The organism is Streptomyces sp. NPDC050738 (assembly GCF_040654175.1).
Lineage (GTDB): Bacteria > Actinomycetota > Actinomycetes > Streptomycetales > Streptomycetaceae > Streptomyces.
Window position 1 is genome coordinate 726,869 of the sequence record NZ_JBFAHN010000001.1, and the last position, 20,702, is coordinate 747,570.

Annotated in this window: 20 protein-coding genes and 1 tRNA gene; 14 read left to right on the forward strand and 7 right to left on the reverse strand. The window is 70.3% G+C overall.

Annotated features, from left to right (window positions below; all coding sequences use genetic code 11):
• Positions 1 to 45: 45 nt before the first annotated feature.
• Positions 46 to 1,500: an aminopeptidase P family protein gene (locus tag AB0H78_RS03580; protein ID WP_363232551.1), complete on the reverse strand. Its 1,455-nt coding sequence runs from the start codon at positions 1,498 to 1,500 to the stop codon at positions 46 to 48.
• Positions 1,501 to 1,588: 88 nt separating this feature from the next.
• Positions 1,589 to 2,941 (reverse strand): PP2C family protein-serine/threonine phosphatase, encoded by a 1,353-nt coding sequence (locus tag AB0H78_RS03585; protein WP_363232552.1) that lies wholly within the window; start codon positions 2,939 to 2,941, stop codon positions 1,589 to 1,591.
• Positions 2,942 to 3,418: 477 nt separating this feature from the next.
• On the opposite strand from AB0H78_RS03585, the gene AB0H78_RS03590 reads away from it, so the two are divergent.
• Together AB0H78_RS03590 and AB0H78_RS03595 are read left to right on the forward strand one after the other, a co-directional pair.
• Complete coding sequence (locus AB0H78_RS03590; protein WP_363232553.1) at positions 3,419 to 4,072, forward strand: bifunctional DNA primase/polymerase; 654 nt, start codon at positions 3,419 to 3,421, stop codon at positions 4,070 to 4,072.
• Positions 4,073 to 4,144: 72 nt separating this feature from the next.
• Positions 4,145 to 4,681 carry a hypothetical protein gene (locus AB0H78_RS03595; protein WP_363232554.1) on the forward strand — a complete coding sequence of 179 codons (537 nt, stop codon included), beginning with the start codon at positions 4,145 to 4,147 and terminating at the stop codon, positions 4,679 to 4,681.
• Positions 4,682 to 4,866: 185 nt separating this feature from the next.
• On the opposite strand, the gene AB0H78_RS03600 is transcribed toward AB0H78_RS03595, so the two are convergent.
• From AB0H78_RS03600 to AB0H78_RS03610, 3 genes are all read right to left on the reverse strand, one after another.
• Positions 4,867 to 5,826, reverse strand: coding sequence for a DUF5926 family protein (locus tag AB0H78_RS03600; RefSeq protein WP_363232555.1), 960 nt, complete (start codon positions 5,824 to 5,826; stop codon positions 4,867 to 4,869).
• A 68-nt stretch (positions 5,827 to 5,894) separates the two neighbouring features.
• Positions 5,895 to 6,461: an ATP-binding protein gene (locus tag AB0H78_RS03605; protein ID WP_363232708.1), complete on the reverse strand. Its 567-nt coding sequence runs from the start codon at positions 6,459 to 6,461 to the stop codon at positions 5,895 to 5,897.
• Positions 6,462 to 6,556: 95 nt separating this feature from the next.
• On the reverse strand, positions 6,557 to 7,363 hold the full coding sequence (locus AB0H78_RS03610) for a glycerophosphodiester phosphodiesterase (protein WP_363232556.1): 807 nt from the start codon (positions 7,361 to 7,363) through the stop codon (positions 6,557 to 6,559).
• 172 nt (positions 7,364 to 7,535) lie between these two features.
• Between AB0H78_RS03610 and AB0H78_RS03615 the strand changes: the two genes are divergently transcribed.
• Together AB0H78_RS03615 and AB0H78_RS03620 are read left to right on the forward strand one after the other, a co-directional pair.
• The gene (locus AB0H78_RS03615; protein WP_363232557.1) at positions 7,536 to 8,990 is read left to right on the forward strand and encodes a trypsin-like peptidase domain-containing protein; all 1,455 of its coding nucleotides are present in this window, start codon (positions 7,536 to 7,538) and stop codon (positions 8,988 to 8,990) included.
• A 20-nt stretch (positions 8,991 to 9,010) separates the two neighbouring features.
• A tRNA-Ser gene (locus AB0H78_RS03620) sits at positions 9,011 to 9,097 on the forward strand.
• A gap of 57 nt (positions 9,098 to 9,154) precedes the next feature.
• Here AB0H78_RS03620 and AB0H78_RS03625 read toward each other — a convergent pair.
• Complete coding sequence (locus AB0H78_RS03625; protein WP_363232558.1) at positions 9,155 to 10,312, reverse strand: phosphodiester glycosidase family protein; 1,158 nt, start codon at positions 10,310 to 10,312, stop codon at positions 9,155 to 9,157.
• Between the two features lie 202 nt (positions 10,313 to 10,514).
• Between AB0H78_RS03625 and AB0H78_RS03630 the strand changes: the two genes are divergently transcribed.
• On the forward strand, positions 10,515 to 10,970 hold the full coding sequence (locus tag AB0H78_RS03630) for a DUF6344 domain-containing protein (RefSeq protein WP_363232559.1): 456 nt from the start codon (positions 10,515 to 10,517) through the stop codon (positions 10,968 to 10,970).
• Here the strand turns inward: AB0H78_RS03630 and AB0H78_RS03635 are convergent.
• Positions 10,958 to 11,857, reverse strand: a complete 900-nt coding sequence (locus AB0H78_RS03635; RefSeq protein ID WP_363232560.1) for a bifunctional DNA primase/polymerase — start codon at positions 11,855 to 11,857, stop codon at positions 10,958 to 10,960. The two genes, AB0H78_RS03630 and AB0H78_RS03635, sit on opposite strands and share 13 nt — an antisense overlap.
• Before the next feature lie 297 nt (positions 11,858 to 12,154).
• Here AB0H78_RS03635 and AB0H78_RS03640 point away from each other — a divergent pair, with 297 nt between their 5' ends.
• From AB0H78_RS03640 to AB0H78_RS03680, 9 genes are all read left to right on the forward strand, one after another.
• Positions 12,155 to 12,460 carry a hypothetical protein gene (locus AB0H78_RS03640; RefSeq protein ID WP_363232561.1) on the forward strand — a complete coding sequence of 102 codons (306 nt, stop codon included), beginning with the start codon at positions 12,155 to 12,157 and terminating at the stop codon, positions 12,458 to 12,460.
• Between the two features lie 176 nt (positions 12,461 to 12,636).
• Positions 12,637 to 13,800, forward strand: a complete 1,164-nt coding sequence (locus AB0H78_RS03645) for an acyl-CoA dehydrogenase family protein (RefSeq protein ID WP_363232562.1) — start codon at positions 12,637 to 12,639, stop codon at positions 13,798 to 13,800.
• A gap of 14 nt (positions 13,801 to 13,814) precedes the next feature.
• Positions 13,815 to 14,681: a bifunctional MaoC family dehydratase N-terminal/OB-fold nucleic acid binding domain-containing protein gene (locus AB0H78_RS03650; protein WP_363232563.1), complete on the forward strand. Its 867-nt coding sequence runs from the start codon at positions 13,815 to 13,817 to the stop codon at positions 14,679 to 14,681.
• 1 nt (position 14,682) lies between these two features.
• Positions 14,683 to 15,726: an acyl-CoA dehydrogenase family protein gene (locus AB0H78_RS03655; protein ID WP_363232564.1), complete on the forward strand. Its 1,044-nt coding sequence runs from the start codon at positions 14,683 to 14,685 to the stop codon at positions 15,724 to 15,726.
• Entirely contained in the window at positions 15,723 to 16,115 is a 393-nt protein-coding gene (locus AB0H78_RS03660) for a MaoC family dehydratase (protein ID WP_363232565.1), read from the forward strand. The genes AB0H78_RS03655 and AB0H78_RS03660 overlap by 4 nt, the downstream gene beginning before the upstream one ends.
• Positions 16,112 to 17,278, forward strand: a complete 1,167-nt coding sequence (locus tag AB0H78_RS03665) for a lipid-transfer protein (protein WP_363232566.1) — start codon at positions 16,112 to 16,114, stop codon at positions 17,276 to 17,278. Before AB0H78_RS03660 ends, AB0H78_RS03665 begins: the two co-directional genes overlap by 4 nt.
• Positions 17,279 to 17,330: 52 nt before the next feature.
• Positions 17,331 to 18,200: a DUF1906 domain-containing protein gene (locus AB0H78_RS03670; protein ID WP_363232567.1), complete on the forward strand. Its 870-nt coding sequence runs from the start codon at positions 17,331 to 17,333 to the stop codon at positions 18,198 to 18,200.
• Positions 18,201 to 18,333: 133 nt separating this feature from the next.
• Positions 18,334 to 18,912, forward strand: a complete 579-nt coding sequence (locus AB0H78_RS03675; RefSeq protein ID WP_363232568.1) for a SigE family RNA polymerase sigma factor — start codon at positions 18,334 to 18,336, stop codon at positions 18,910 to 18,912.
• A gap of 115 nt (positions 18,913 to 19,027) precedes the next feature.
• Complete coding sequence (locus AB0H78_RS03680) at positions 19,028 to 20,677, forward strand: long-chain fatty acid--CoA ligase (protein WP_363232570.1); 1,650 nt, start codon at positions 19,028 to 19,030, stop codon at positions 20,675 to 20,677.
• Positions 20,678 to 20,702 lie beyond the last annotated feature (25 nt).

The window sequence follows — 20,702 nt, forward strand, 5'->3', positions numbered from 1 at the left end:
GACAAGCGGTGCGAGCGAGCGCGCCCTCGGAGGAGCCTTCGAGGATCAGCCCTTCAGGCCGGCCATCCACGCCTCGACCTCGTCGGAGCGGCGGGGCAGCCCGGCCGACAGGTTGGTGTTGCCGTCCTCGGTGACGAGGATGTCGTCCTCGATCCGGACGCCGATGCCGCGGTACTCCGCGGGGACGGTCAGGTCGTCGGCCTGGAAGTAGAGGCCGGGCTCCACGGTCAGGCACATGCCGGGCTCGAGCGTCCCGTCGACGTACGCCTCGGTGCGCGCGGCGGCGCAGTCGTGGACGTCCAGGCCGAGCATGTGGCCGGTGCCGTGCAGGGTCCAGCGGCGCTGCAGGCCGAGCTCCAGGACGCGGTCCACCGGGCCCTCGACGAGGCCCCACTCGACGAGCTTCTCGGCGAGCACGCGCTGCGAGGCGTCGTGGAAGTCGCGGTACGCGGCACCCGGCTTGACCGCCGCGATACCGGCTTCCTGGGCCTCGTACACCGCGTCGTAGATCTTCTTCTGCAGCTCGCCGAAGCGGCCGTTGATGGGCAGTGTGCGCGTGACGTCGGCGGTGTAGAGGGTGTGGGTCTCCACGCCGGCGTCGAGCAGCAGCAGCTCGCCGGAGCGCACGTCGCCGTCGTTGCGCACCCAGTGCAGGGTGGTGGCGTGCGGGCCCGCCGCGCAGATCGAGCCGTAGCCGATGTCGTTGCCCTCGACGCGGGCGCGCAGGAAGAAGGTGCCCTCGATGTAGCGCTCGCTGGTGGCCTCGGCCTTGTCGAGGACCTTCACGACGTCCTCGAAGCCGCGGACCGTGGAGTCGACGGCCTTCTGCAGCTCGCCGATCTCGAACGCGTCCTTCACCGCGCGCGCCTCGGAGAGGTACACGCGCAGTTCCTCGTCGCGCTCGGCGGTCACCTTGTCGGTGAGCGCGGCCTCCACGGAAGCGTCGTGGCCTCGTACGTTACGGACCGGACCCGTCGCCTCGGCCAGCGCGGCGGCCAGCTCGCGGATGTCCTTCGCGGGCAGGCCGAGCAGCTGCTCCGCCTCGGCGAGGGAGTGGCGGCGGCCGACCCAGAGCTCGCCCTGGCCGTCGAGCCAGAACTCGCCGTTCTCGCGGTTGGAGCGCGGCAGCCGGTAGAGCGTCGCCTCGTGGCCGTCGGCGGTCGGCTCCAGGACGAGGACGCTGTCCTCCGTCTGGTCGCCGGTCAGGTACGCGTACTCGGTGGAGGCGCGGAAGGCGTATTCGGTGTCGTTCGAGCGGGTCTTGAGGTTCCCCGCGGGGATCACCAGGCGCTCGCCGGGGAAGCGCGCGGAGAGGGCGGCACGGCGGGCGGCGGCGTACGGCGCCTGGGCGTCGGGCTCCAGGCCGTGCAGCTCGGTGTCGGCCCAGCCGGACTTCATGTTCTCGGCGAGCTCATCGGAGACACCGCCGTAGAGGCCGTTCTTGCGCTGCTTGACCGGCTCTTCTTCGGGGGTTTCTTCGGTGATGAGCTCTTCGGACATGGCTTTCACTCCTCGATACGGCACTGGACCCCCTCCATCGTACGGGCGTACGGAAGGGGGTCCAGGGCCGGAGGACCTCTTACATGCTCTACGCGAACCGGGCCGCCAGAATCACCACGTCCTCGGCGCTGTCCACCGCGTCGAGCCCGTCAGGGAGCACCGTGTGCAGCACGTGATCGGCAATGGCCCCGGGGTCGTCGAGCAGTCCTGGCGGCACGCTCGCGGCCGCCGCGTGGAGCCGTGCGTACGCCCGGTCCATGGGCTCCCCGGTGCGGTGCAGCAGCCCGTCCGTACTGAGCAGAACCGTCTCTCCGGGCTGCGGCGAGAACTCCACGCTCGGCGCCTCCCAGCAGGCCAGCATCCCCAGCGGCGCCGACAGCGACGTCTCGATGAACTCGCACCGCCGCTCCCCGATGACCAGGGGCGGGGTGTGCCCGGCGCCGGCCAGGACGATCTTGCGCTGGGCCGGCTCGCAGTACGCGAAGAGCGCGGTGGCGGCACGGGCCGGCTCGGTCAGCCGCATCAGCAGTTCGAGATCGGAGAGCACGGCGACAGGGTCCTCGCCCTCCATCACCGCGTACGCGCGGAGCGAGGCCCGCAGCCGCCCCATCGCGGCCAGCGCACTGGGCCCCGAGCCGGTGACCGACCCGACGGCCAGGCCCAGCGCGCCTTCGGGCAGCGCCAGCGCGTCGTACCAGTCGCCGCCGCCGCGCGGCCCGGTGCGGTGGCGGGCGGCGAGCTGGACGCCCGAGACCCGGGGGAGCCGGCTGGGCAGCAGTTCCTCGGCGACGGTGGCGACCTTGGTGCGGGCCCGCTCCAGTTCGAGGAGACGGGTCAGGTGCTCGCCCGCGTACCGGGCGTAGAGCCCGACGAGATGGCGCTGGCGCTCGGTGGGCTCGGCGGGCTCGTCGTACAGCCAGACCGCAGCGCCGATCCGCCCGAAGATCTCGGCGGTCAGCGGCAGGGCGTAGCTGGCGGCGTAGCCCAGGCGTGCGGCGACCTCGCGGTGGCGCGGGTCGAGCTCCGTGTCGCTCAGCAGGTCGGGGACGGCCACGGCGGCTGCATCGGGCAGACCCTCCAGGATCCGGCCGTACGAGGTGGCGCTGCGCGGCACCGTCTCGATGTGGCCGAGGTCCGCGTGGGCGAGCCCGAGCCCGACGGTGTCGGTCGGACCGAGCCCGTCGGCCGGCTCCAGTACGACCAGGCCGCGACGGGCTCCGACCAGCGCGGCACCCGCCCGCAGCAGCTCGTGGAGCGCGTCGGTCAGGGTGCCGGTACGTACGAGGCGCTCGGTGAGTTCGTGCAGGGTGGTGAGATCCGAGACCCAGCCTGCGAGGCGGTCCTGGATCAGTGCGCCCGGTGCGGCAGTTGCCGCAGTGTGCGCGGGAGAAGGAATCGACGGATCGTTTCCAGCCACTTTCGGCAGCTGTGGGGTGCTCATGCCGACCAGCTATTCGACTGGTGCGTTCTGTCCAATAGCATCGCAAACCCCCATGTCATTCTGCGCAGCTATCAATGGATCCACATGTACACGCAGAAGTAAGGGAATGTCCAGTATTGGCTTAGTGGGACTGCTGGTGTTGGCGGTATGGGTGAGTTGGCCGGAAAATATCCCCCCAGGGCCGGGCCGGGGGTCGACTGGGCAAGCACGCTGGGTACGTAATCGGTGATGGCCAGGGGCAGTTGGGACGACCCCGGAACCTGGCGAGTGGCCCGGGCGTCTTATCTGCTGACGGCCGCGCCCCATCCCCGAGTGGCGGGGTCGAGTACACGGGACAGTTACGCGCTACGCACGCGCCACCCCTCGCCATGCTTGAGTAATGAACCCAGAGCACGCACACGCAGTGAAGCGATGCACACGTGGTGTCATGCGGACTCATGTGGACCCTCGGCGTTCAACGGAAAGGAACGAGCGCTCATGCGCGAGATCCTCGGAAGGCGACGCAGGCTCCGGCTTTGGCGCAATGGTCGGCCTGAGCAACTCGGCGCGGCTCTGACCTGCGCCGTCGACTGGCAGTGGCCCGTACTCCCCGGTGTGGGATGTGCGGCCTCCGGTGACGGCGACCGGAAGGGCGCCTGCGCCTGCCCCGACCCCGAGTGCGCCGTGCCGGGCGCACATCCCTTCGACCCCGGTCTCCTCGCGGCGACCACCGACGAGCGCATGGTGCGCTGGTGGTGGACCAACCGCCCCGGCGCACCGGTCGTCCTGGCCACCGGCGGCCACGCACCCTGCGCGGTCAGCCTCCCCGCCGAGGCAGGCGCGATCGCGCTGGCCGCGCTCGACGTGAAGGGGATGCGGCTCGGCCCGGTCGTGGCGACCGACGAGCGCTTCATGCTGCTGGTCGCCCCGTACTCCCTGGAGCGCCTCGGCGAACTGCTGCACGCCAAGGACCAGGTGCCGCATTCGCTCCGCTTCCACGGCGAGGGCGGATATCTGGTGCTGCCGCCTTCCACGACGGGTGCGGGATCCGTCCGCTGGGAGCGCGCACCGCTGGCCGGTTCGGCCGCACCCTGGCTGCCGGACATCGAGGCGGTCGTCGATGCACTGGTCGACTCACTCGTACGGGTGTGAGCAGGCCCCAGTTGTAAGGGAAATGGGCGCGCAGCAGGCTGCGCGCCCATTTCGCTGGCTAGCGTCGCCCCAATGAACCTCCGCATGATCGGACTCGGGGCCGTGGTGGTCTTCACCGTCCTGCTGCCCCTGACCGCCACCGCAGGACCCGAGCCCGCGGAGGGAAAGGGCGGGGAAGCGGCGCCCGCGCCGTCTCCCGTACCCTCCTCGTCCGGACTGCTGTCCGGAATCGACGTATCTGCTGTGACCGGTGGCGCTCTGTCGCATACGTCCACCCAGTGCGGCCCCGAACTCGCCTCCCCCGAAGGGGTCGAGGCACAGACCTGCGTGATGAGCGAAGCGGGCACCACCTGGGCCCGGAGCTACTACCGCAATGCGACCGGCGGTGAGTTGACCGCGGTACTCACCGTGATGGGCCCTGGCGGCAGAACCGTGACGGTGAACTGCGCCGTCGACCCGGACGACGAGCCGGGGATGTGCGAGACGCCGCACGAGCGGACGGCCGGGAAGCCGGACAGGTACACGGCTGTCGCGGAGTTCGCGGGCCCCGGCGACGGGCCCTTGCTGCTGCGCTCGGGGAGCAACTCGGCGGCGCCCGAAGAGGGTTGATGTAAGCGGGACATAAAAAAGGTCCGGCCGTTGGCGACGGGGGATGCACCAACGACCGGACTTCTAGAACGGTAACAAGAGATCTGCGGTTCGCAAATTCGATCTGGTGTATTCGGACAGCGATTTACGTACCGATACGCGGAGTTGTGACCGGCGTCACCCAGACCCCTGTTCTGCCGTCACTCTCAGCTGAGCGTCACTTGCCGGTTGGTGAGCCCACCGCGCGCCCGGCGCTCGTCCGCCGACAGCGGTGCGTCCGCGGCGAGGGCCCCCTTCAGCCGCTCGGCGAACTCCGCCGCCGGCTTCTCGCACTCCTCGGCGCCCATCACGCTCGGCAGGTCCCAGACCGGCACGGTCAGCCCGTGCGCGCGGAAGGACCCGACGAGGCGGGTGCCGACGCCGAGCGAGGAGGTGCCCGCCGCGTGCAGCCTGGCGAGCGCGTCGAGGAGCTGCTCCTCAGGGATCTCCATGACCCAGCGCAGGTGGTTCTTCTCCGGCGTCTCGCACCAGTACGCGGCGTCCGCGGAGGCGAGCTTGACGGTGGGGATGGCGGCCTCGTTGGCGCGCTCCAGCGACGCGGCGACCTCGGGGGCCGCGCTCGACGCGTCCGGCACCCAGAACTCGAACCCGGTGTGCACGACGGGCTCGAAGGGGGCGGCCGGGTCCAGCAGATCCTGCAGACGGGGTCCCTCGGCCGACGCCTTCTGCGCGGTGACCGGCGTACCGGGCTCCGCGGTCAGCGCGCGCTGCAGGGTGTCGGCGAGGTCGCGGCTGAGGTCGCCGGACGGGGTGTCGTTCTGCAGCCCGAGCAGTACGGAACCGTCCTCGCGGCGCAGCGCGGGCCACGCCATCGGCAGTACGGTCGCGAGCGTGACGGAGGGGACGCCCTCGGGCAGCCCGCCCTTCAGCGTGAGCTCCACGGTCGCGGCGGGGACCAGCTCGCGCAGCGCGACCCAGTCGCCCTCGCCGGCCAGCCCCTCGAAGGGGCGCTGGACCAGCTCGGTCACGGCGTGCGCGGCGGCCCGCCCGTGGCAGGCCTTGTACCGGCGGCCCGAGTTGCAGGGGCAGGGCTCCCTCGCTCCGACGACAGGGACCTCGCCGCTCGTCTTCTGAGGGGCTTTGGCCTGCGGACGCTTCTTGGCCATGGTGCGGCTCTCTCCCGACTGCATACTGCGCTTACGGTGTCGGGCGCGAGCCTAGCCGCTGGGACTCCTCAGTCCAGTTCGTCGAAGGCGTCCGCGAAGTCGGTGCCGGGCCCCGCGACGCGCGTAGCGAAGTCGTCGCGGCGGTGTCCGAGTTGGCCGTCGGTCACGATCACCCAGACCGTCACCTCGCCGGCCGCGGTGTCCCGTACGCCCCAGTCCTGTGCCAGCGCGCTGATGATGTTCAGCCCGCGGCCACCTCGTGCCGTCACCGAAGGCGTGGCCGGAACCGGCCGGGTCGGGCCGCCGCCGTCCGTCACCTCGACGGTCAGCCGTCCTGCCTTCTCCACCCGCCATGCTGCCCGTACGTCACCGTCGCCGATCTCCGCCGCACCCAGCGGCCTGCCGTGCCGGCAGGCGTTGCTGAGCAGTTCGGACAGGATCAGAACGGCATCGTCGACGACCGAGTCGGACACCCCGCTGCTGCGCAACGACGCGCGCATACGGTGTCGCGCTTCCCCCACGCCCGCAGGGCCATGGGGAACGGCCATGCTCGACGACGTGGGCACTTGCTGTGCCACCACCAACGCCACCCCCGAGACCTCCTTTGCCCCACGCCATCGAGTGGATGCCCCAATGGACTGGACCGGAAACCGGCCAAAGGGCGCTCAGTGACGCATTCGTAACGATCGAACACGGAGCGAACGCGCCGGAGCACACCAGGTAATCGACCCTAGTCGCGGCCGAGTTGAGCGAGGACCTGTTTGGGGCGATTCGTAATGATTGCTTCCACTCCGAGCCGCGCGCAGAGCTCCACGTCCTCCGGCTCGTTCACCGTCCAGACGTGCACCCGGTGTCCCGCCCGGTGCAACCGTGCGATGTAGCCGGGGTGGTTGCGCACGATCCGCATCCCGGGGCCGGCGATCCTGGCCCCGGCCGGGAGCCGTCCGTCGCGCAGGCGCGGGGTCACGAACTGCATCAGATACACGGTGGGGATGCCTGGGGCGGCGGCCGCGACCCGGTGCAGCGAGCGCGCCGAGAAGCTCATGATCCGTACCGGCGAAGGCTCGCCCGGCGGCGGCGCATCGAGCCCGAACCGGCCGAGCGTCTCCAGGAGCTTGGCCTCGACCTGCCCGGCCCAGCGGGTGGGGTGCTTGGTCTCGATGGCCAGTTCCACCCGGCGGCCCGCGTCGGAGACGAGCTCCAGCAGGCGCTCCAGGGTGAGTACGGACGTGGAATCGCGATCCCAGTCGGGCGCCTCGCGGTCGTCGTCGTGGCCCTTCCACGAACCGAAGTCCAGGGCGGTCAGATCGGAGAGCTCCAGGGCCGAGACGGCGCCGCGGCCGTCGGAGGTGCGGTTGACGCGGCGGTCGTGGACGCAGACGAGATGCCCGTCCGCCGTGAGGCGTACATCGCATTCGAGTGCGTCGGCGCCGTCCTCGATCGCCTTCTGATACGCGGCGAGAGTGTGCTCGGGGGCGTCCTCGGAGGCCCCGCGGTGGGCGACGACCTGGATGCTGTGCTGCCGTGCGTGAGTCACCGCGTCATGGTGCCACCTTTCGGGCTGTCGTTTTTCGACCCAAATAAAGGAGGAGGGCCAGATCCACAGGTCCCGCTTACAGTGCCCTGACGCGCTGTGGGAAAAGCTGACCGCACACACTTGCACAGCGGACTCTTGACCAAAGACGACGTGGACCCGAGGAGACAGAGCTGTGAGCACCGAGAACGAGGGCACCAACGAGGGCGCCGCGGCCGAGAACGCCCCTGCCGCCCCGTCGGCCCCGTCCGCACCTCCCGTGCCGGTCGCCGCTCCTGACGGCCCGCCCGCATCCGTACAGGACGAGACCCTGGCGCAGCCCCCGGTGGCGCCCGAGCCCGTACCGGCGCATCCCGAGCCCGTACCCGCGATGTCGGCGGCCGGCGCCGGCTGGCCGCCGCCCCCGCCTGCCGTCCCCTCGTACGGAGCCGGTGGCGGCGCCCCGTGGGGCGCACCCGTGGCGGACGCGCCCCAGCCGCCCAAGCGCCGCATCGGCGGACTGCTCGCAGCGGTCCTGGTGACCGCGATCGTCGCGGGCGGCGTCGGCGGCGCGGTCGGCTACAAGCTGGAGGACAACGGCGGCAACGGCTCGTCGAACGGCTCGACCACCGTCTCCGCCTCGGGCAACGCCCAGGACGTGAAGCGCGCGGCCAACACGGTCGCCGGAGTCGCCGCCAAGGCGCTGCCGAGCGTGGTGACCATCGAGTCCAAGGGCTCCGACGGCGGCGGCGGCACCGGCACCGGCTTCGTCTTCGACAAGGAAGGCCACATCCTCACCAACAACCACGTGGTGGCGGACGCGGCCGACGGCGGCAGCCTCACGGCGACCTTCTCCAACGGCAAGAAGTACGACGCCGAGATCATCGGCCGCGCCCAGGGCTACGACGTCGCGGTCATCAAGCTGAAGAACGCCCCCGACAACCTGGTCCCGCTCGCCCTCGGCGACTCCGACAAGGTCGCGGTCGGCGACTCGACCATCGCGATCGGCGCCCCCTTCGGCCTGTCGAACACGGTCACCACCGGCATCATCAGTGCGAAGAATCGTCCCGTCTCCTCCAGCGACAGCAGCGCGTCCGCCAAGTCCTCGTACATGAGCGCCCTGCAGACGGACGCGTCCATCAACCCGGGCAACTCCGGCGGCCCGCTGCTCGATGCGGGCGGCGCGGTGATCGGCATCAACTCGGCGATCCAGTCGAACGGCAGCAGCAGCGGCACCTCGCAGTCGGGTTCCATCGGCCTCGGCTTCGCGATCCCGATCAACGAGGCCTCCAGGGTCGCCCAGCAGCTGATCACCAGCACCACCCACGAGCCGGTCTACCCGATCATCGGCGCCACGGTCGCCATGGCCGACTCCTCCACCGGAGCCACCTCGGGCGAGGGCGCCAAGATCTCCGCCCAGGGCAGCGGCGGCACGTCCGCGGTCAGCCCGAACGGCCCGGCCGACAAGGCGGGTCTGAAGGCGGGCGACACGATCACGAAGCTCGACGACACGGTGATCGACAGCGGCCAGACCCTGATCAGCGCGATCTGGACGCACAAGCCCGGCGACAAGGTCACGATCACCTACACGCGCGGCGGCCAGGAGCACACGACGCAGGTCACCCTGGGCGAACGCAAGGGCGACAGCTGACCAGATAGGCTGTGGGGGTTGGTGGGTTGCCCGAGCGGCCTAAGGGAACAGTCTTGAAAACTGTCGTGGCAGCGATGTCACCGTGGGTTCAAATCCCACACCCACCGCCCAGTTGAAAGGGGCGCCCCGATTCCGGGGCGCCCCTTTCGCGTTCCTCGCCCCCGTCAGCGGGCGTAGACCGCCACGAAGTCGCGGGTCGCCTGGTTGTAGTAGCGCTCCGCGGGGTTCTCGAAGTCGAGGATGTTCGTGGGCTTGGGGTTCGAGGGGTCCTTGCGGCCGTCGTAGCTCATGAAGGACGGCCAGGCGCGGTTCATGTCCAGCGGCATCGCGCGCACCGCGCCCGCGCTCTGCATCAGCTCGGCGAGGGTACGGGCGGTGAGGGCCTGGCCGACGACCATGATGACGTCGCCCTTCGCCGTGACGCCGACGCCCGAGCGCTCCACGTACATCCGGCTCTGGTCGGTGGCGCCCCACTTGGAGTCGTTGTCGATGTCGGGGACGACCTGGCCGCCGTCGACCATCAGCTCCAGGCACTGGCGTACCCCGACGACGTCGCGTGTCATACGGACATCGCGGCCCCAGACGCCGATCTTGATGGAGCCGTCGCGGTAGAAGACCTCGGACGCGGCTCCGTCGCGGAGGTCGCCCACCTGCTCGCCGTTGAGGTAGAAGCCGCCGTTCGAGCCGCCGTCGGAGATCTTGAAGCCGCCGTTCCAGGTCGCGACCAGGTTCTTGCGCTTGCCGTGCGGCACGTTCGGCGGGACGGAGAAGCTGCCGCCCGGCTCACGCAGGCCCGGGTGGAGCTGGAAGCGGGAGTCCTTGGTGCTGATCCAGGCGATCGCGGCTTCGTACGAGGTGTGGTCGCCGTCGGGGCGTACGTACGTCCCCTGCACGATCGGGCGGCCGTGCGCGGTGGCCAGCGCGCGCCAGACGCCCTCGCCGGGGAGGGCCGGGCGGACGGCGGTGGGCATCGGGGTGCGCAGGGCGAGGCCGGCTGCGTGCTTGCCGGGAGCGGGGCCGGGAGCGGCGGCCTTCTTCATACGGGCCTGGGCCTCGGCCGAGAGCGAGCCGCCGACCTGCGGCGGGTCGAGGTCGTACTTCAGGTTCTCGAGCTTGTCGACCACGATGCCCAGCTCGTGCTCGCGCGCCCAGCCGGCCAGCCGTGCCGCCGTGGAGTCGTCGCCGGGGTAGGTGAGGGCTTCGCCGACCGACCAGCCGAGCGTGCCGAGCAGCACCAGACCCGCCGCGAGCAGGTAGCGGATGACGGGGCGGCGCTTGCGGCGCGGGGGCTTCGGCTCGGGCTGGGACATGGGCTGGGACACGGAAAGGGCCTCTCCTGACGGGGCATCAGCTGATGGGTTCAGCGGACCGCGTCCCAGGGGTCCGCGCACCTCGGAGAGGCCATACGGGTGGTGTTCATCGGAAGAACTGCGCGGCCGGGGCGTCGGTCCTTTGCTCCGACGAATCCATCTACATCATGTGAAAAGTAAGCAAATCGCTCCACTCGAAAAGTGAGGTTCCGTCATGACCAGTCAGGCCAAGAAGGTGTGGGCCGCCTTCACCACCGCGTTCTTCGCGCTCTTCGCGCTGCTCGGTTTCTCCACCCCTGCCACTGCCGCCACCCCGCAGGCCGTAACCGCTACGGCCGCAACCTGCAAGCCGACGGCGGCGGAGGCGCGCGCACTGAAGGCGCTTGAGCCAGTCGCGTGGTGGGCGATGCCCAAGGACCGGGCACTGCCGCCCACGATGAAACAGCGCATCCGCGCCGAAGCGCACGGTTCCTCGCCCTCGACCCGCCACATGCCGCTCGACACGGACACCACGGACGATGCGGCAGTCGAGCAGGACGCCCCCGTTGCGGCTGCGGCACTGCGGCCCGGCCAGCGTGTGTCGGAGCAGCAGCGTCCGTCGGACCAGCAGCGCCCGTCGGACGGCCAGCAGTCGCCAGAGCAGCGTCTGTCGGAGCTTCAGCCGGCCTGATCAGGCCGTAGTGGAGCCATCGTCAGGCGGGCTGCCGAGGCGATGGTGGCACGGGCCTCGTGCTCGGTGAGTCCAGTACGCACAGCCGCATCGCAGAGCAGGTCGGTGACTTCGTCGCCGAGACCGTTCTCGTAGGCGCGGCAGGCGGCCCAGAAGAGACGGGTATTGCGCTGTCCCTCGTGGGCGGCGAGCACGAACTGCACCAGGCCACTTCCGTGCGCGGACCGGCTTGTGAGGTGGTGCGTGCTGCGCGCCGCAGGTGGCGTGAGAAGGCGTAGCAGTGTGTGCGGGACGGGTGCGGGCGCGAGCTGCGCTGTGCCCGGAGCAAGGCGGTAGATGCCGTGGACCGTGAGTGAACCGGGTCCCACGAGGTACCCGCCTGCCCCGCGGATGTCGATGCCGGGAGCGAGCCGGCTCGCGGAGTTGGGGACGACCACGTCGGGCGGACCGGTGAGCCAGAGATGGCGGCCGCCGCTGGGCGTCAGGACGGTCACCGTCTCCGGGATGGTGAAGAGGTGTTGCAGGGCGAGGTGCTTGAGCGCTGCCGTGGAGTCCGTTTCGGACTTGGTGTCGAGGTCGATGCCGATGAGGTGGTGCGGGGGCCGGCCGCAGGCGATGCCGTAGCCGGTGGCCCAGGGGGCCGCGGCGAAGAGTGCGCGGACGACGGCCGGGTCGGTGGAGGCGTCGTGGACCCCGTGGCCCGTGCGTCCGCACTCGCCCCGGCAGAGGACCGGCGCGGCGGGGGCTTCCTGGAGGGGCGCGCGGTGCGGCGAGGGGAGCGCGGGGAGCTTCGTACGGGACAGGGGGATGACGGGGAGCCCACGCTCGGCGGCGGAGAGCGCATGGGCGAGGGCCAGGGTGGCGGAGTGCCGGTCGGTGGTGGCCATGCCTCTATGTTCGTACGAATGTTCGAGCAAGGGAAGAGGTTAAGGGACCTGACGGAACGCTTCGCCCCTTGGGGCGACTGCGTTCGGGTGACCTGACCGGGTTTGAGCTGGGATTTTAGGGGCGTGAAGGGGGTTTATCGACTTAACGTCACGCTTGCGAGGGAAAGAGGCCTTCTGGAGTGGTTCGCCGGGGGTTGCGTGGGCAATTCTGGATTCGCGACGTCGAGCACACAGCGTCGGGGCGGTCGGCCAACCGTTCCCGCACAAGCCGTTTTTCTGGTTCCTGGAGGAATTCACATGGCAAGCATCCGTACCGCCCGCGTCATCGCCGCAGCTGCCGCCCTGCCCCTGGCAGCCGCACTCTTCACCGGCGTGGCCTCCGCCGACAACGGCTCCTTCGCGGACCACGGATCCAACGCGACTGTCGCCACCGTCAGTGGCAGCGGCGTCGGGCACAACAACAGCGGCAACTCCACCACCACGCAGCAGGTGGCCACCGGAGCCGGCGCGTCGAACCAGAACAACACGGCCAACGTGAACGGCTCGGGCTTCACCGCGATCGACCAGTCCAACGCCACGGTGAACTTCACTCAGCTCTGGTGAGCCGCGGCCCGACGGGGGGCTGGGTCACGGGGTGAACGACAGTCCGGCGGCGGCACTTCGGTGTCGTCGCCGGACTGTTTTGCGTTGCGTTGGCGCCTTGACAGGGAGTGCGAATCTGACGGACAGTCAGAAACCCTGATCCGTATGCCTCCTTGCTCCGGAAGGAGCCTGTCGACGTGCACCTTGCCCCTACGGAGCGGCAGCTTTCGCTGCGTGCCGAGCTCCGTTCGTACTTCCATGACGTGATGGCGGACGGGCCCGGTGAAGGACCCGCGGAACAGCGGGCGTTGCTGCGGCGCATCGGCGGTGACGGGATGCTCGGGCTCGGCTGGCCCGTCGAGTACGGCGGACAGGGGCGCGGCCCCGACGAGCAGTTCGTCTTCTTCGACGAGGCCTACCGGGCGGGTGCGCCCGTCTCGATGGTCACGCTGAACACGGTCGGGCCGACGCTGATGAAGTACGGGACCGAAGAGCAGAAGGCGTTCTTCCTGCCGCGGATCCTGAGCGGGGACGTCGTCTTCGCCATCGGGTACAGCGAGCCGGAGGCCGGGACCGATCTGGCGTCGCTGCGCACGCGCGCGGTGCGGGACGGCGGGGACTGGCTGATCGACGGGCAGAAGGTGTTCACCTCCAACGCGCAGAACGCGGACTGGATCTGGCTCGCCTGCCGTACGGACACGGAGGCGCCCAAGCACAAAGGCATCTCGATCGTGCTGGTGCCGACGGATGCGCCGGGGTTCTCCTGGACGCCGATCGAGACGGTGGGCGGGCTGACGACGACCGCCACGTACTACGACGGGATACGGGTGCCCGCCGGGAACCTGGTGGGCGAGGAGAACAGCGGCTGGGGGCTGATCACCAACCAGCTCAACCATGAGCGGGTGGCGCTCGCGGCGATCGGGATGCAGGCCGAGGACGCCTACGCGGCGGTCCTCGCGTATGCGCGGGCTGTTGATCCGGACACGGGGCTGCGGCCGGCCGACCAGCCGTGGGTGCGGGCGCGGCTGGCGGAGATCCACGCACGGCTCGCGGCGGTGCGACTGCTCAACTGGCGGCTGGTGGGGGACGTGGGAGCGGGGACGCTCGCGCCGGGGGATGCAAGTGGCGTGAAGTTTCTGGGAACCGAATCGACCGTTGCGGTGTACCAGATGTGTCAGGAAATTGCGGGAGAGGCGGGAATGGTCAGGGCGGGGTCGCCAGGGGGCTTCGGGAGCGGGGACGGGGAGCTGGAGCGGATGAACCGGGCGGCGCAGATCAATACCTTCGGGGGCGGGGTGAGCGAGGTGCAGCGGGAGATCGTGGCGACGATGCGGCTCGGGATGAGGAGCCGTAAGAGGTGAATGTCCAAGGGGAGTTGAAAGCATTTGAAGGGCGGCCGGCCGCGGTGGCCGGGGTGGGCAAGGATGTCGTCAACGAGGCGATGATCAGGCACTGGTGCGAGGCGATGGGGGACGCCCATCCCGCCTATCCGGGAGTCGCGCCGCCGACGATGCTGCAGGCCTGGACGATGGGCGGGCTCTCGGGGCATTCGGACCGGTCGGATGCGTACGAGGAGCTCTTCGCGCTGCTCGACGGGGCGGGGTACACCTCGGTGGTCGCGACCGACTGCGAGCAGGAGTATCTGCGGGACCTGCGGCCCGGGGACCGGATCACCTTCGACGCGGTGATCGAGTCGGTGTCGGAGCGGAAGACGACCAAGCTGGGGACCGGGCATTTCGTCACGACGCGGATGGACGTCAGGGCCGATGGGGAGCTCGCGGGGACGCACCGCTTCCGGATCCTGAAGTACGCCCCGGTTGAGCGGAAGAAGGCAAAGGGGCTGCGTCCACGGCCCGTCGTCAATCGCGACAACGCCGGTTTCTGGGAGGGGGTTTCCGAGCACCGGCTGTTGATTCAGCGGTGTGCGGGATCGGGATGCGGGACGCTGCGATTTCCCTGGCTGCCCGGGTGCAATGCGTGCGGGTCACAGGAGTGGGAAGCGGTCGAGGCGAGTGGTGCGGGGACGGTCTATTCGTACGTGGTGATGCACCATCCGCCCTTCCCTGCCTTTGACCCGCCGTATGCGGTGGGGCTGATCGAGCTCGCCGAAGGGGTGCGGATGGTCAGCAATGTGGTGGGGGTGGAGGCCGACAAGGTGCGGATCGGGATGCCGGTGCAGCTCGAATTCCTCCGGGTGGACGCCGAGTTGGAACTGCCGGTCTTCAGAGGGGGTGAGGGCTGAGATGGATTTCACGCCCACGGAGGAACAGGGCGCCGCACAGGAACTGGCGGCGCAGATCTTCGGAGACCTCTCCACGCACGAGCGGCTGACGGCGGCCGGGACGGGGACGGACGCCGAGCTGTGGAAGGCACTGTGCGCGGCCGGTCTGGTGGCGGCCGTGGAAGAGACCGGGCTGCTGGGACTGGTGCTGGTCCTTGAGGAGATGGGGCGGGTCACCGCGCAGGTGCCCTTCGCCGCGCATGTGGCGTACGGCCTGCTTGCGGTCGGTGCGCACGGGACGGAGGAGCAGCGGGAGCGGCTGCTGCCCGGATTCCGGGACGGAAGCGCGGTGGCGACCGGGGCGTTCCCGGTGCGGGGTGGCGTACGAGCGGACGGGGAGGGCCGGTTGAGCGGGGTCCTGGCCGCCGTGCCGTGGCTGCGGGACGCGAGTCATGTGCTGGTCCCGGCAGCTCTGCCGGACGCGGGGGTGGGCTGCTTCCTGGTGGAGACCGCGGGGCTGGAGGTCGCACCCGTCGACCTGACCGCGCCCTGGCGGGCCGGGCGGCTGGTGCTCGACGGGACAGCGGGCGAGCGGGTCGGCGGCCGGGACGCGTATGCGCCGGTGCTTGCCGCGGCCCGGACCGCTTTCGCGGGGCTGCAGGCCGGGGTGTGCGCGGGATCGCTCGCGCGGGCCGTCGCGTACACCTCGGTGCGGGAGCAGTTCGGGCGGCCGCTCTCCACCAACCAAGGGGTGCTGCTCAAGGCCGCCGACGCGTATATGGACACCGAGGCGATACGGGTCACCTCGTACGAGGCCGCCTGGCGCCACGACGAGGGGCTCGCGTACGAGAGCCATGCGCTGACCGCGGCCTGGTGGGGGGCCGAGGCGGGGAGGCGGGTCGTGCACGCCGGGCAGCATCTGCACGGCGGGATGGGCGCCGACCTGGAGCACCCCGTGCACCGGCACTTCCTCTGGGGGCGCCAGCTCGACGCGTATCTGGGGAGTGGCGGCGAAGTCCTCGCCGAGCTGGGGCAGTTGATCGCTGAGGAGGGAGAGTCGGTATGAAGGTCGGCGAAGAGCTGGAGCCGCTGGAGATCCCGATCACCCGCACGCTGATCGTGGCGGGCGCGGTGGCCTCCCGGGACTACCAGGACGTGCACCACGATGCCGAGGCGGCCAAGGAGAAGGGCTCCCCCGACATCTTCATGAACATCCTGACGACGAACGGCCTGGTCGGCCGGTACATCACCGACCACTTCGGAGCGCGGTCGTCCCTGCGCAAGGTCGCGATCCGGCTCGGAGCTCCCAACTACCCGGGGGACACCATGGTGCTGACCGGGACGGTCACCGCCGTCGACGGTGACACGGCCCAGGTGCGGGTCGTGGGAGCCAATGGCATCGGGCACCACGTCACCGGCACGGTGACGGTCAGCGTGAGGGGGGAGGGCGCATGAGTCTGCTCCGGCGCGACTCGCTCGGCGGGAAGGCCGCCATCGTGGGCATCGGCGCGACCGAGTTCTCCAAGAACTCCGGGCGCAGCGAGCTCAAACTGGCCGTGGAGGCAGTCCAGTCGGCTCTCGACGACGCCGGGCTGACGCCCTCCGATGTCGACGGTCTGGTCACCTTCACCATGGACACCAGCCCCGAGATCACCGTCGCCCAAGCGGCCGGCATCGGCGAGCTGTCGTTCTTCTCGCGGATCCATTACGGCGGCGGGGCGGCCTGCGCCACCGTGCAGCAGGCCGCACTCGCCGTGGCGTCGGGAGTGGCCGAAGTCGTCGTCTGCTACCGGGCGTTCAACGAGCGGTCGGGCAGGCGCTTCGGGTCCGGGGTGCAGCACCGCGAGCCCTCCGCCGAGGGGGCGGCGCTCGGGTGGGCGCTGCCGTTCGGGCTGCTGACGCCCGCCTCCTGGGTGGCGATGGCGGCACAGCGCTATCTGCACACGTACAACCTCACCCCCGAGGCCTTCGGGCAGGTGGCGGTGGTCGACCGCCGCCATGCGGCCCGCAACCCGGCCGCGTACTTCTACGGAAAGCCGATCACGCTCGCCGACCATGCGGCCTCGCGCTGGATCGTCGACCCGCTGCGGCTTCTCGACTGCTGTCAGGAGACCGACGGCGGGCAGGCGATCGTGGTGACCAGTGCCGAGCGGGCCCGCGATCTGCGCCGTCCGCCCGCGGTGATCGTCGCGGCGGCGCAGGGCGCGGGCCGGGCGCAGGAGCAGATGACCAGCTTCTACCGCGACGATCTGAGCGGGCTGCCCGAGATGAGCGTGGTGGCGCGGCAGCTCTGGCGGACCTCGGGTCTCGCACCCTCGGACATCGACGTGGGGATCCTGTACGACCACTTCACGCCGTTCGTGCTGATGCAGCTGGAGGAGTTCGGGTTCTGCCCGCCGGGGGAAGCTGCGGATTTCGTCGCCGAGGACGTACTGCCGCTGAACACGCACGGCGGGCAGCTGGGGGAGGCGTATCTGCACGGGATGAACGGCATCGCGGAGGCGGTGCGGCAGCTGCGGGGCACCTCGGTGAATCAGATACCGGGGGCGGCCAGGACCCTGGTGACCGCGGGCACCGGCGTTCCCACGTCCGGGCTGATCCTGGGCTCGGACGGCTGAGGGCGGCGGCTGTGCGGTGGCCGGTCCCGGCCGGGACCCGTTCACTGCGCCTATGCGACTGGAGCTGTGGAAGTGGATTCCCCGATACGTGCCGCATCTGCTGAGGGTGCTGGCCGTCCTGCTCGTGCTCGTACCGGCCAGGGAGGCACAGGCGGTGGCAGCCGATTCGGCGGACCAGGACGAGGTGATGGCGGCAGGCGCCGTCCACTTCAGCGGCTGGGCCTTCGACACCTGCAAGACCCCGTCCGCCGAGACGATGAGGTCCTGGCTCTCCTCGCGGTACCGGGCCGTCGGCGTGTACTACGCGGGGCGCGGCCGGGGGTGTCAGCGGCAGCCGAACCTCAACCGGCGCTGGGTGGCGCAGGTGCACCGGATGGGCTGGCAGGTGCTGCCGGTGTTCGTCGGCTCGCAGGCCCCTTGCGTCGGGGCCGGACACAAGAGGGACGTACGGATCGGCCGCGATCCCTGGCGGCGGGGCAGGATCGAGGGACGGCAGGCGGTCCACCGGGCGAAGGCGCTCGGCATGGGCAGGAGCAGCCCGCTCTACCTCGACCTGGAGGCGTACGACACGGGCAACCGCCGGTGTGCGGACACCACCCTGACCTTCGTCCGCGCCTGGAACCGCGAAGTGCGCCGGCACGGCTATCTGCCGGGCTTCTACAGCAGCGCGGACTCAGGGGTCGCCCACATCGAACGCGCCCGCCGCGCCGGTGTCCAGGATCTGCCTTCGGTGATCTGGTTCGCCCGCTGGCACACCAGGCCCACGCTGTACGGAGAGCGGTCGCTGCACCCCGACGGCTGGCGGGGCCACCGCCGTATCCACCAGTACGCGGGAAATGTGGCCGAGACGCACGGCGGACGGAAGCTGACCATCGACCGCAGCAGGGCAGATGCCCCGGTGGCCCGGATCGGAAAACCCTGAAAACCCTGAGGTTCGCGGAGTCCCTCTCCACCTTCAGGAGGTGTAGACAACCCCACCCCTACAACCTGAGGCGGAGCTGGCTTCGGCACCTGTGGCCGATCCCCGGAGCAGCGGCCGCTCCTAGCGTGGACCTATGACCACAACCGTGGAGCCCGTCTGCAGCAGCGCATCGAAGGCGGCGAGCCCTAGCGCATTCTCCGGGGGAACACCCCCGGACCCCCGGCTGTCCTTCGCCACCTACATGCGCGTGCGCGGCCCCGTACTGCTGCGTACCGCACGCTCGCTCACCGCCAACCCGAGCGACGCCGAGGACCTGCTGCAGACCGCGCTCACCAAGACCTATGTCGCATGGGAACGGATCGAGGACCACCGCGCACTCGACGGCTACGTCCGCCGCGCACTCCTCAACACCCGCACCTCCCAGTGGCGCAAGCGCAAGGTCGACGAGTTCGCCTGCGACGAGCTCCCCGAGCCGGAGGTCGCACCCGCCCCCGACGCCGCCGAGCAGCAGGCGCTCCGCGACGCGATGTGGCGCGCGATCGTGAAACTGCCCGACCGCCAGCGGGCGATGGTCGTCCTGCGGTACTACGAGGATCTGAGCGAGGCCCAGACGGCCGAGGTGCTCGGCGTCTCCATCGGTACGGTCAAGAGCGCGGTCTCCCGCGCGCTCGGCAAGCTCCGCGAGGACCCGGAACTGACGCCGGTGCGCTGATCTGCGGTGATCGATCGTTTGTGGTGCTCTCGAGGTAGTGACATACCGCCTGGTACGCGCGCAGAATGGCGCGACATTACCGTCGCGTAGGCAACGCTGCCCCCGGGAGGACGCCGTGCTGAGCACCATGCAGGACGTACCACTGACAGTGACCCGCATTCTCACCCACGGCACGCTCGTGCATGGCAGCTCGCAGATCACCACCTGGACCGGTGACGGACAGGAGCCGCACCGCCGTTCCTTCGCCGAGGCGGGCCGGCGCGCGGTCCAGCTGGCGAACGCGCTCCGCGACGAGCTGGGCGTCGTCGGCGACCAGCGAGTGGCCACCCTCATGTGGAACAACGCCGAGCACGTCGAGGCGTACTTCGCGATCCCCTCCATGGGCGCGGTCCTGCATACCCTCAACCTGCGCCTCCCGCCGGAGCAGTTGGTGTGGGTCGTGGCGCACGCCGCCGACCGCGTGATCATCGTCAACGGCTCGCTCCTGCCGATGCTCGCCCCGCTGCTGTCCCGTATGGAGAGCGTCGAGCACATCGTGGTCAGCGGCCCCGGCGACCGCAGCGCCCTGGACGGTTCGCACGCACGTGTCCATGAGTACGAGGACCTGATCGCGGGCCGCCCGACGACGTACGACTGGCCCGAGATCGACGAGCGCGAGGCCGCCGCCCTCTGCTACACCTCGGGCACCACCGGCGACCCCAAGGGCATCGTCTACTCCCACCGCTCCATCTACCTGCACTCCATGCAGGTCAACACCGCCCAGTCGATGGGCCTCACCGACCGCGACACCACGCTCGTCGTCGTACCCCAGTTCCACGTCAACGCCTGGGGCCTGCCGCACGCCGCCTTCATGACCGGCGTGAACATGCTGATGCCCGACCGCTTCCTGCAGCCCGCCCCGCTCGCCGAGATGATCGTCGCCGAGCAGCCCACGCACGCCGCCGCCGTGCCCACCCTCTGGCACGGCCTCCTCGCCGAACTGACCGCGCGCCCGCGCGACATCTCCTGCATGAAGTCCGTCACCATCGGCGGCTCGGCCTGTCCGCCCTCGCTGATGGAGGCGTACGACAAGCTGGGCGTACGGCTCTGCCACGCCTGGGGCATGACCGAGACCTCGCCGCTGGGCACCGTCGCCAATCCGCCCGCCGGACTGACCGCCGAGGAGGAGTGGCCCTACCGCCTCAGCCAGGGCCGCTTCCCGGCCGGCGTCGAGGCCCGCCTGATCGGCCCGAGCGGTGAACGGCTGCCCTGGGACGGCGAGTCGGCGGGCGAGCTGGAGGTACGCGGCCCGTGGATCGCGGGGTCGTACTACGGCGGCGCGGACGGCGAGGACTTCCGCCCGGCCGACAAGTTCAGCGAGGACGGCTGGCTGAAGACCGGCGACGTCGGCCACATCTCCTCCGACGGCTATCTGACCCTCACCGACCGCGCCAAGGACGTCATCAAGTCCGGCGGCGAGTGGATCTCCAGCGTCGACCTGGAGAACGCGCTGATGGCCCACCCGCAGGTCGCGGAGGCCGCCGTCGTCGCCGTACCGGACAAGAAGTGGGGCGAACGCCCGCTGGCCACCGTGGTGTTGAAGGAAGGGGCAGCCGTCGGCTTCGCGGAGCTACGGGACTTCCTCGCCCAGTCCATCGCCAAGTGGCAGCTGCCGGAGCGGTGGACGGTGATCGCTTCCGTGCCGAAGACATCGGTCGGAAAATTCGACAAGAAGGTCATCCGTAAGCAGTACGCGGACGGCGACCTGGATGTCACGCAGCTCTGACGCCAACCACCCCACGGAACACGTC

Coding starts and splice junctions, on each gene's coding strand:
- AB0H78_RS03675 (WP_363232568.1), top strand. CDS start 18,334: ATGACCACAACCGTGGAGCCCGTCTGCAGCAGCGCATCGAAGGCGGCG.
- AB0H78_RS03635 (WP_363232560.1), bottom strand. CDS start 11,857: ATGGCCACCACCGACCGGCACTCCGCCACCCTGGCCCTCGCCCATGCG.
- AB0H78_RS03595 (WP_363232554.1), top strand. CDS start 4,145: ATGAACCTCCGCATGATCGGACTCGGGGCCGTGGTGGTCTTCACCGTC.
- AB0H78_RS03630 (WP_363232559.1), top strand. CDS start 10,515: ATGACCAGTCAGGCCAAGAAGGTGTGGGCCGCCTTCACCACCGCGTTC.
- AB0H78_RS03590 (WP_363232553.1), top strand. CDS start 3,419: ATGCGCGAGATCCTCGGAAGGCGACGCAGGCTCCGGCTTTGGCGCAAT.
- AB0H78_RS03665 (WP_363232566.1), top strand. CDS start 16,112: ATGAGTCTGCTCCGGCGCGACTCGCTCGGCGGGAAGGCCGCCATCGTG.
- AB0H78_RS03600 (WP_363232555.1), bottom strand. CDS start 5,826: ATGGCCAAGAAGCGTCCGCAGGCCAAAGCCCCTCAGAAGACGAGCGGC.
- AB0H78_RS03660 (WP_363232565.1), top strand. CDS start 15,723: ATGAAGGTCGGCGAAGAGCTGGAGCCGCTGGAGATCCCGATCACCCGC.
- AB0H78_RS03655 (WP_363232564.1), top strand. CDS start 14,683: ATGGATTTCACGCCCACGGAGGAACAGGGCGCCGCACAGGAACTGGCG.
- AB0H78_RS03640 (WP_363232561.1), top strand. CDS start 12,155: ATGGCAAGCATCCGTACCGCCCGCGTCATCGCCGCAGCTGCCGCCCTG.
- AB0H78_RS03585 (WP_363232552.1), bottom strand. CDS start 2,941: ATGAGCACCCCACAGCTGCCGAAAGTGGCTGGAAACGATCCGTCGATT.
- AB0H78_RS03670 (WP_363232567.1), top strand. CDS start 17,331: ATGCGACTGGAGCTGTGGAAGTGGATTCCCCGATACGTGCCGCATCTG.
- AB0H78_RS03580 (WP_363232551.1), bottom strand. CDS start 1,500: ATGTCCGAAGAGCTCATCACCGAAGAAACCCCCGAAGAAGAGCCGGTC.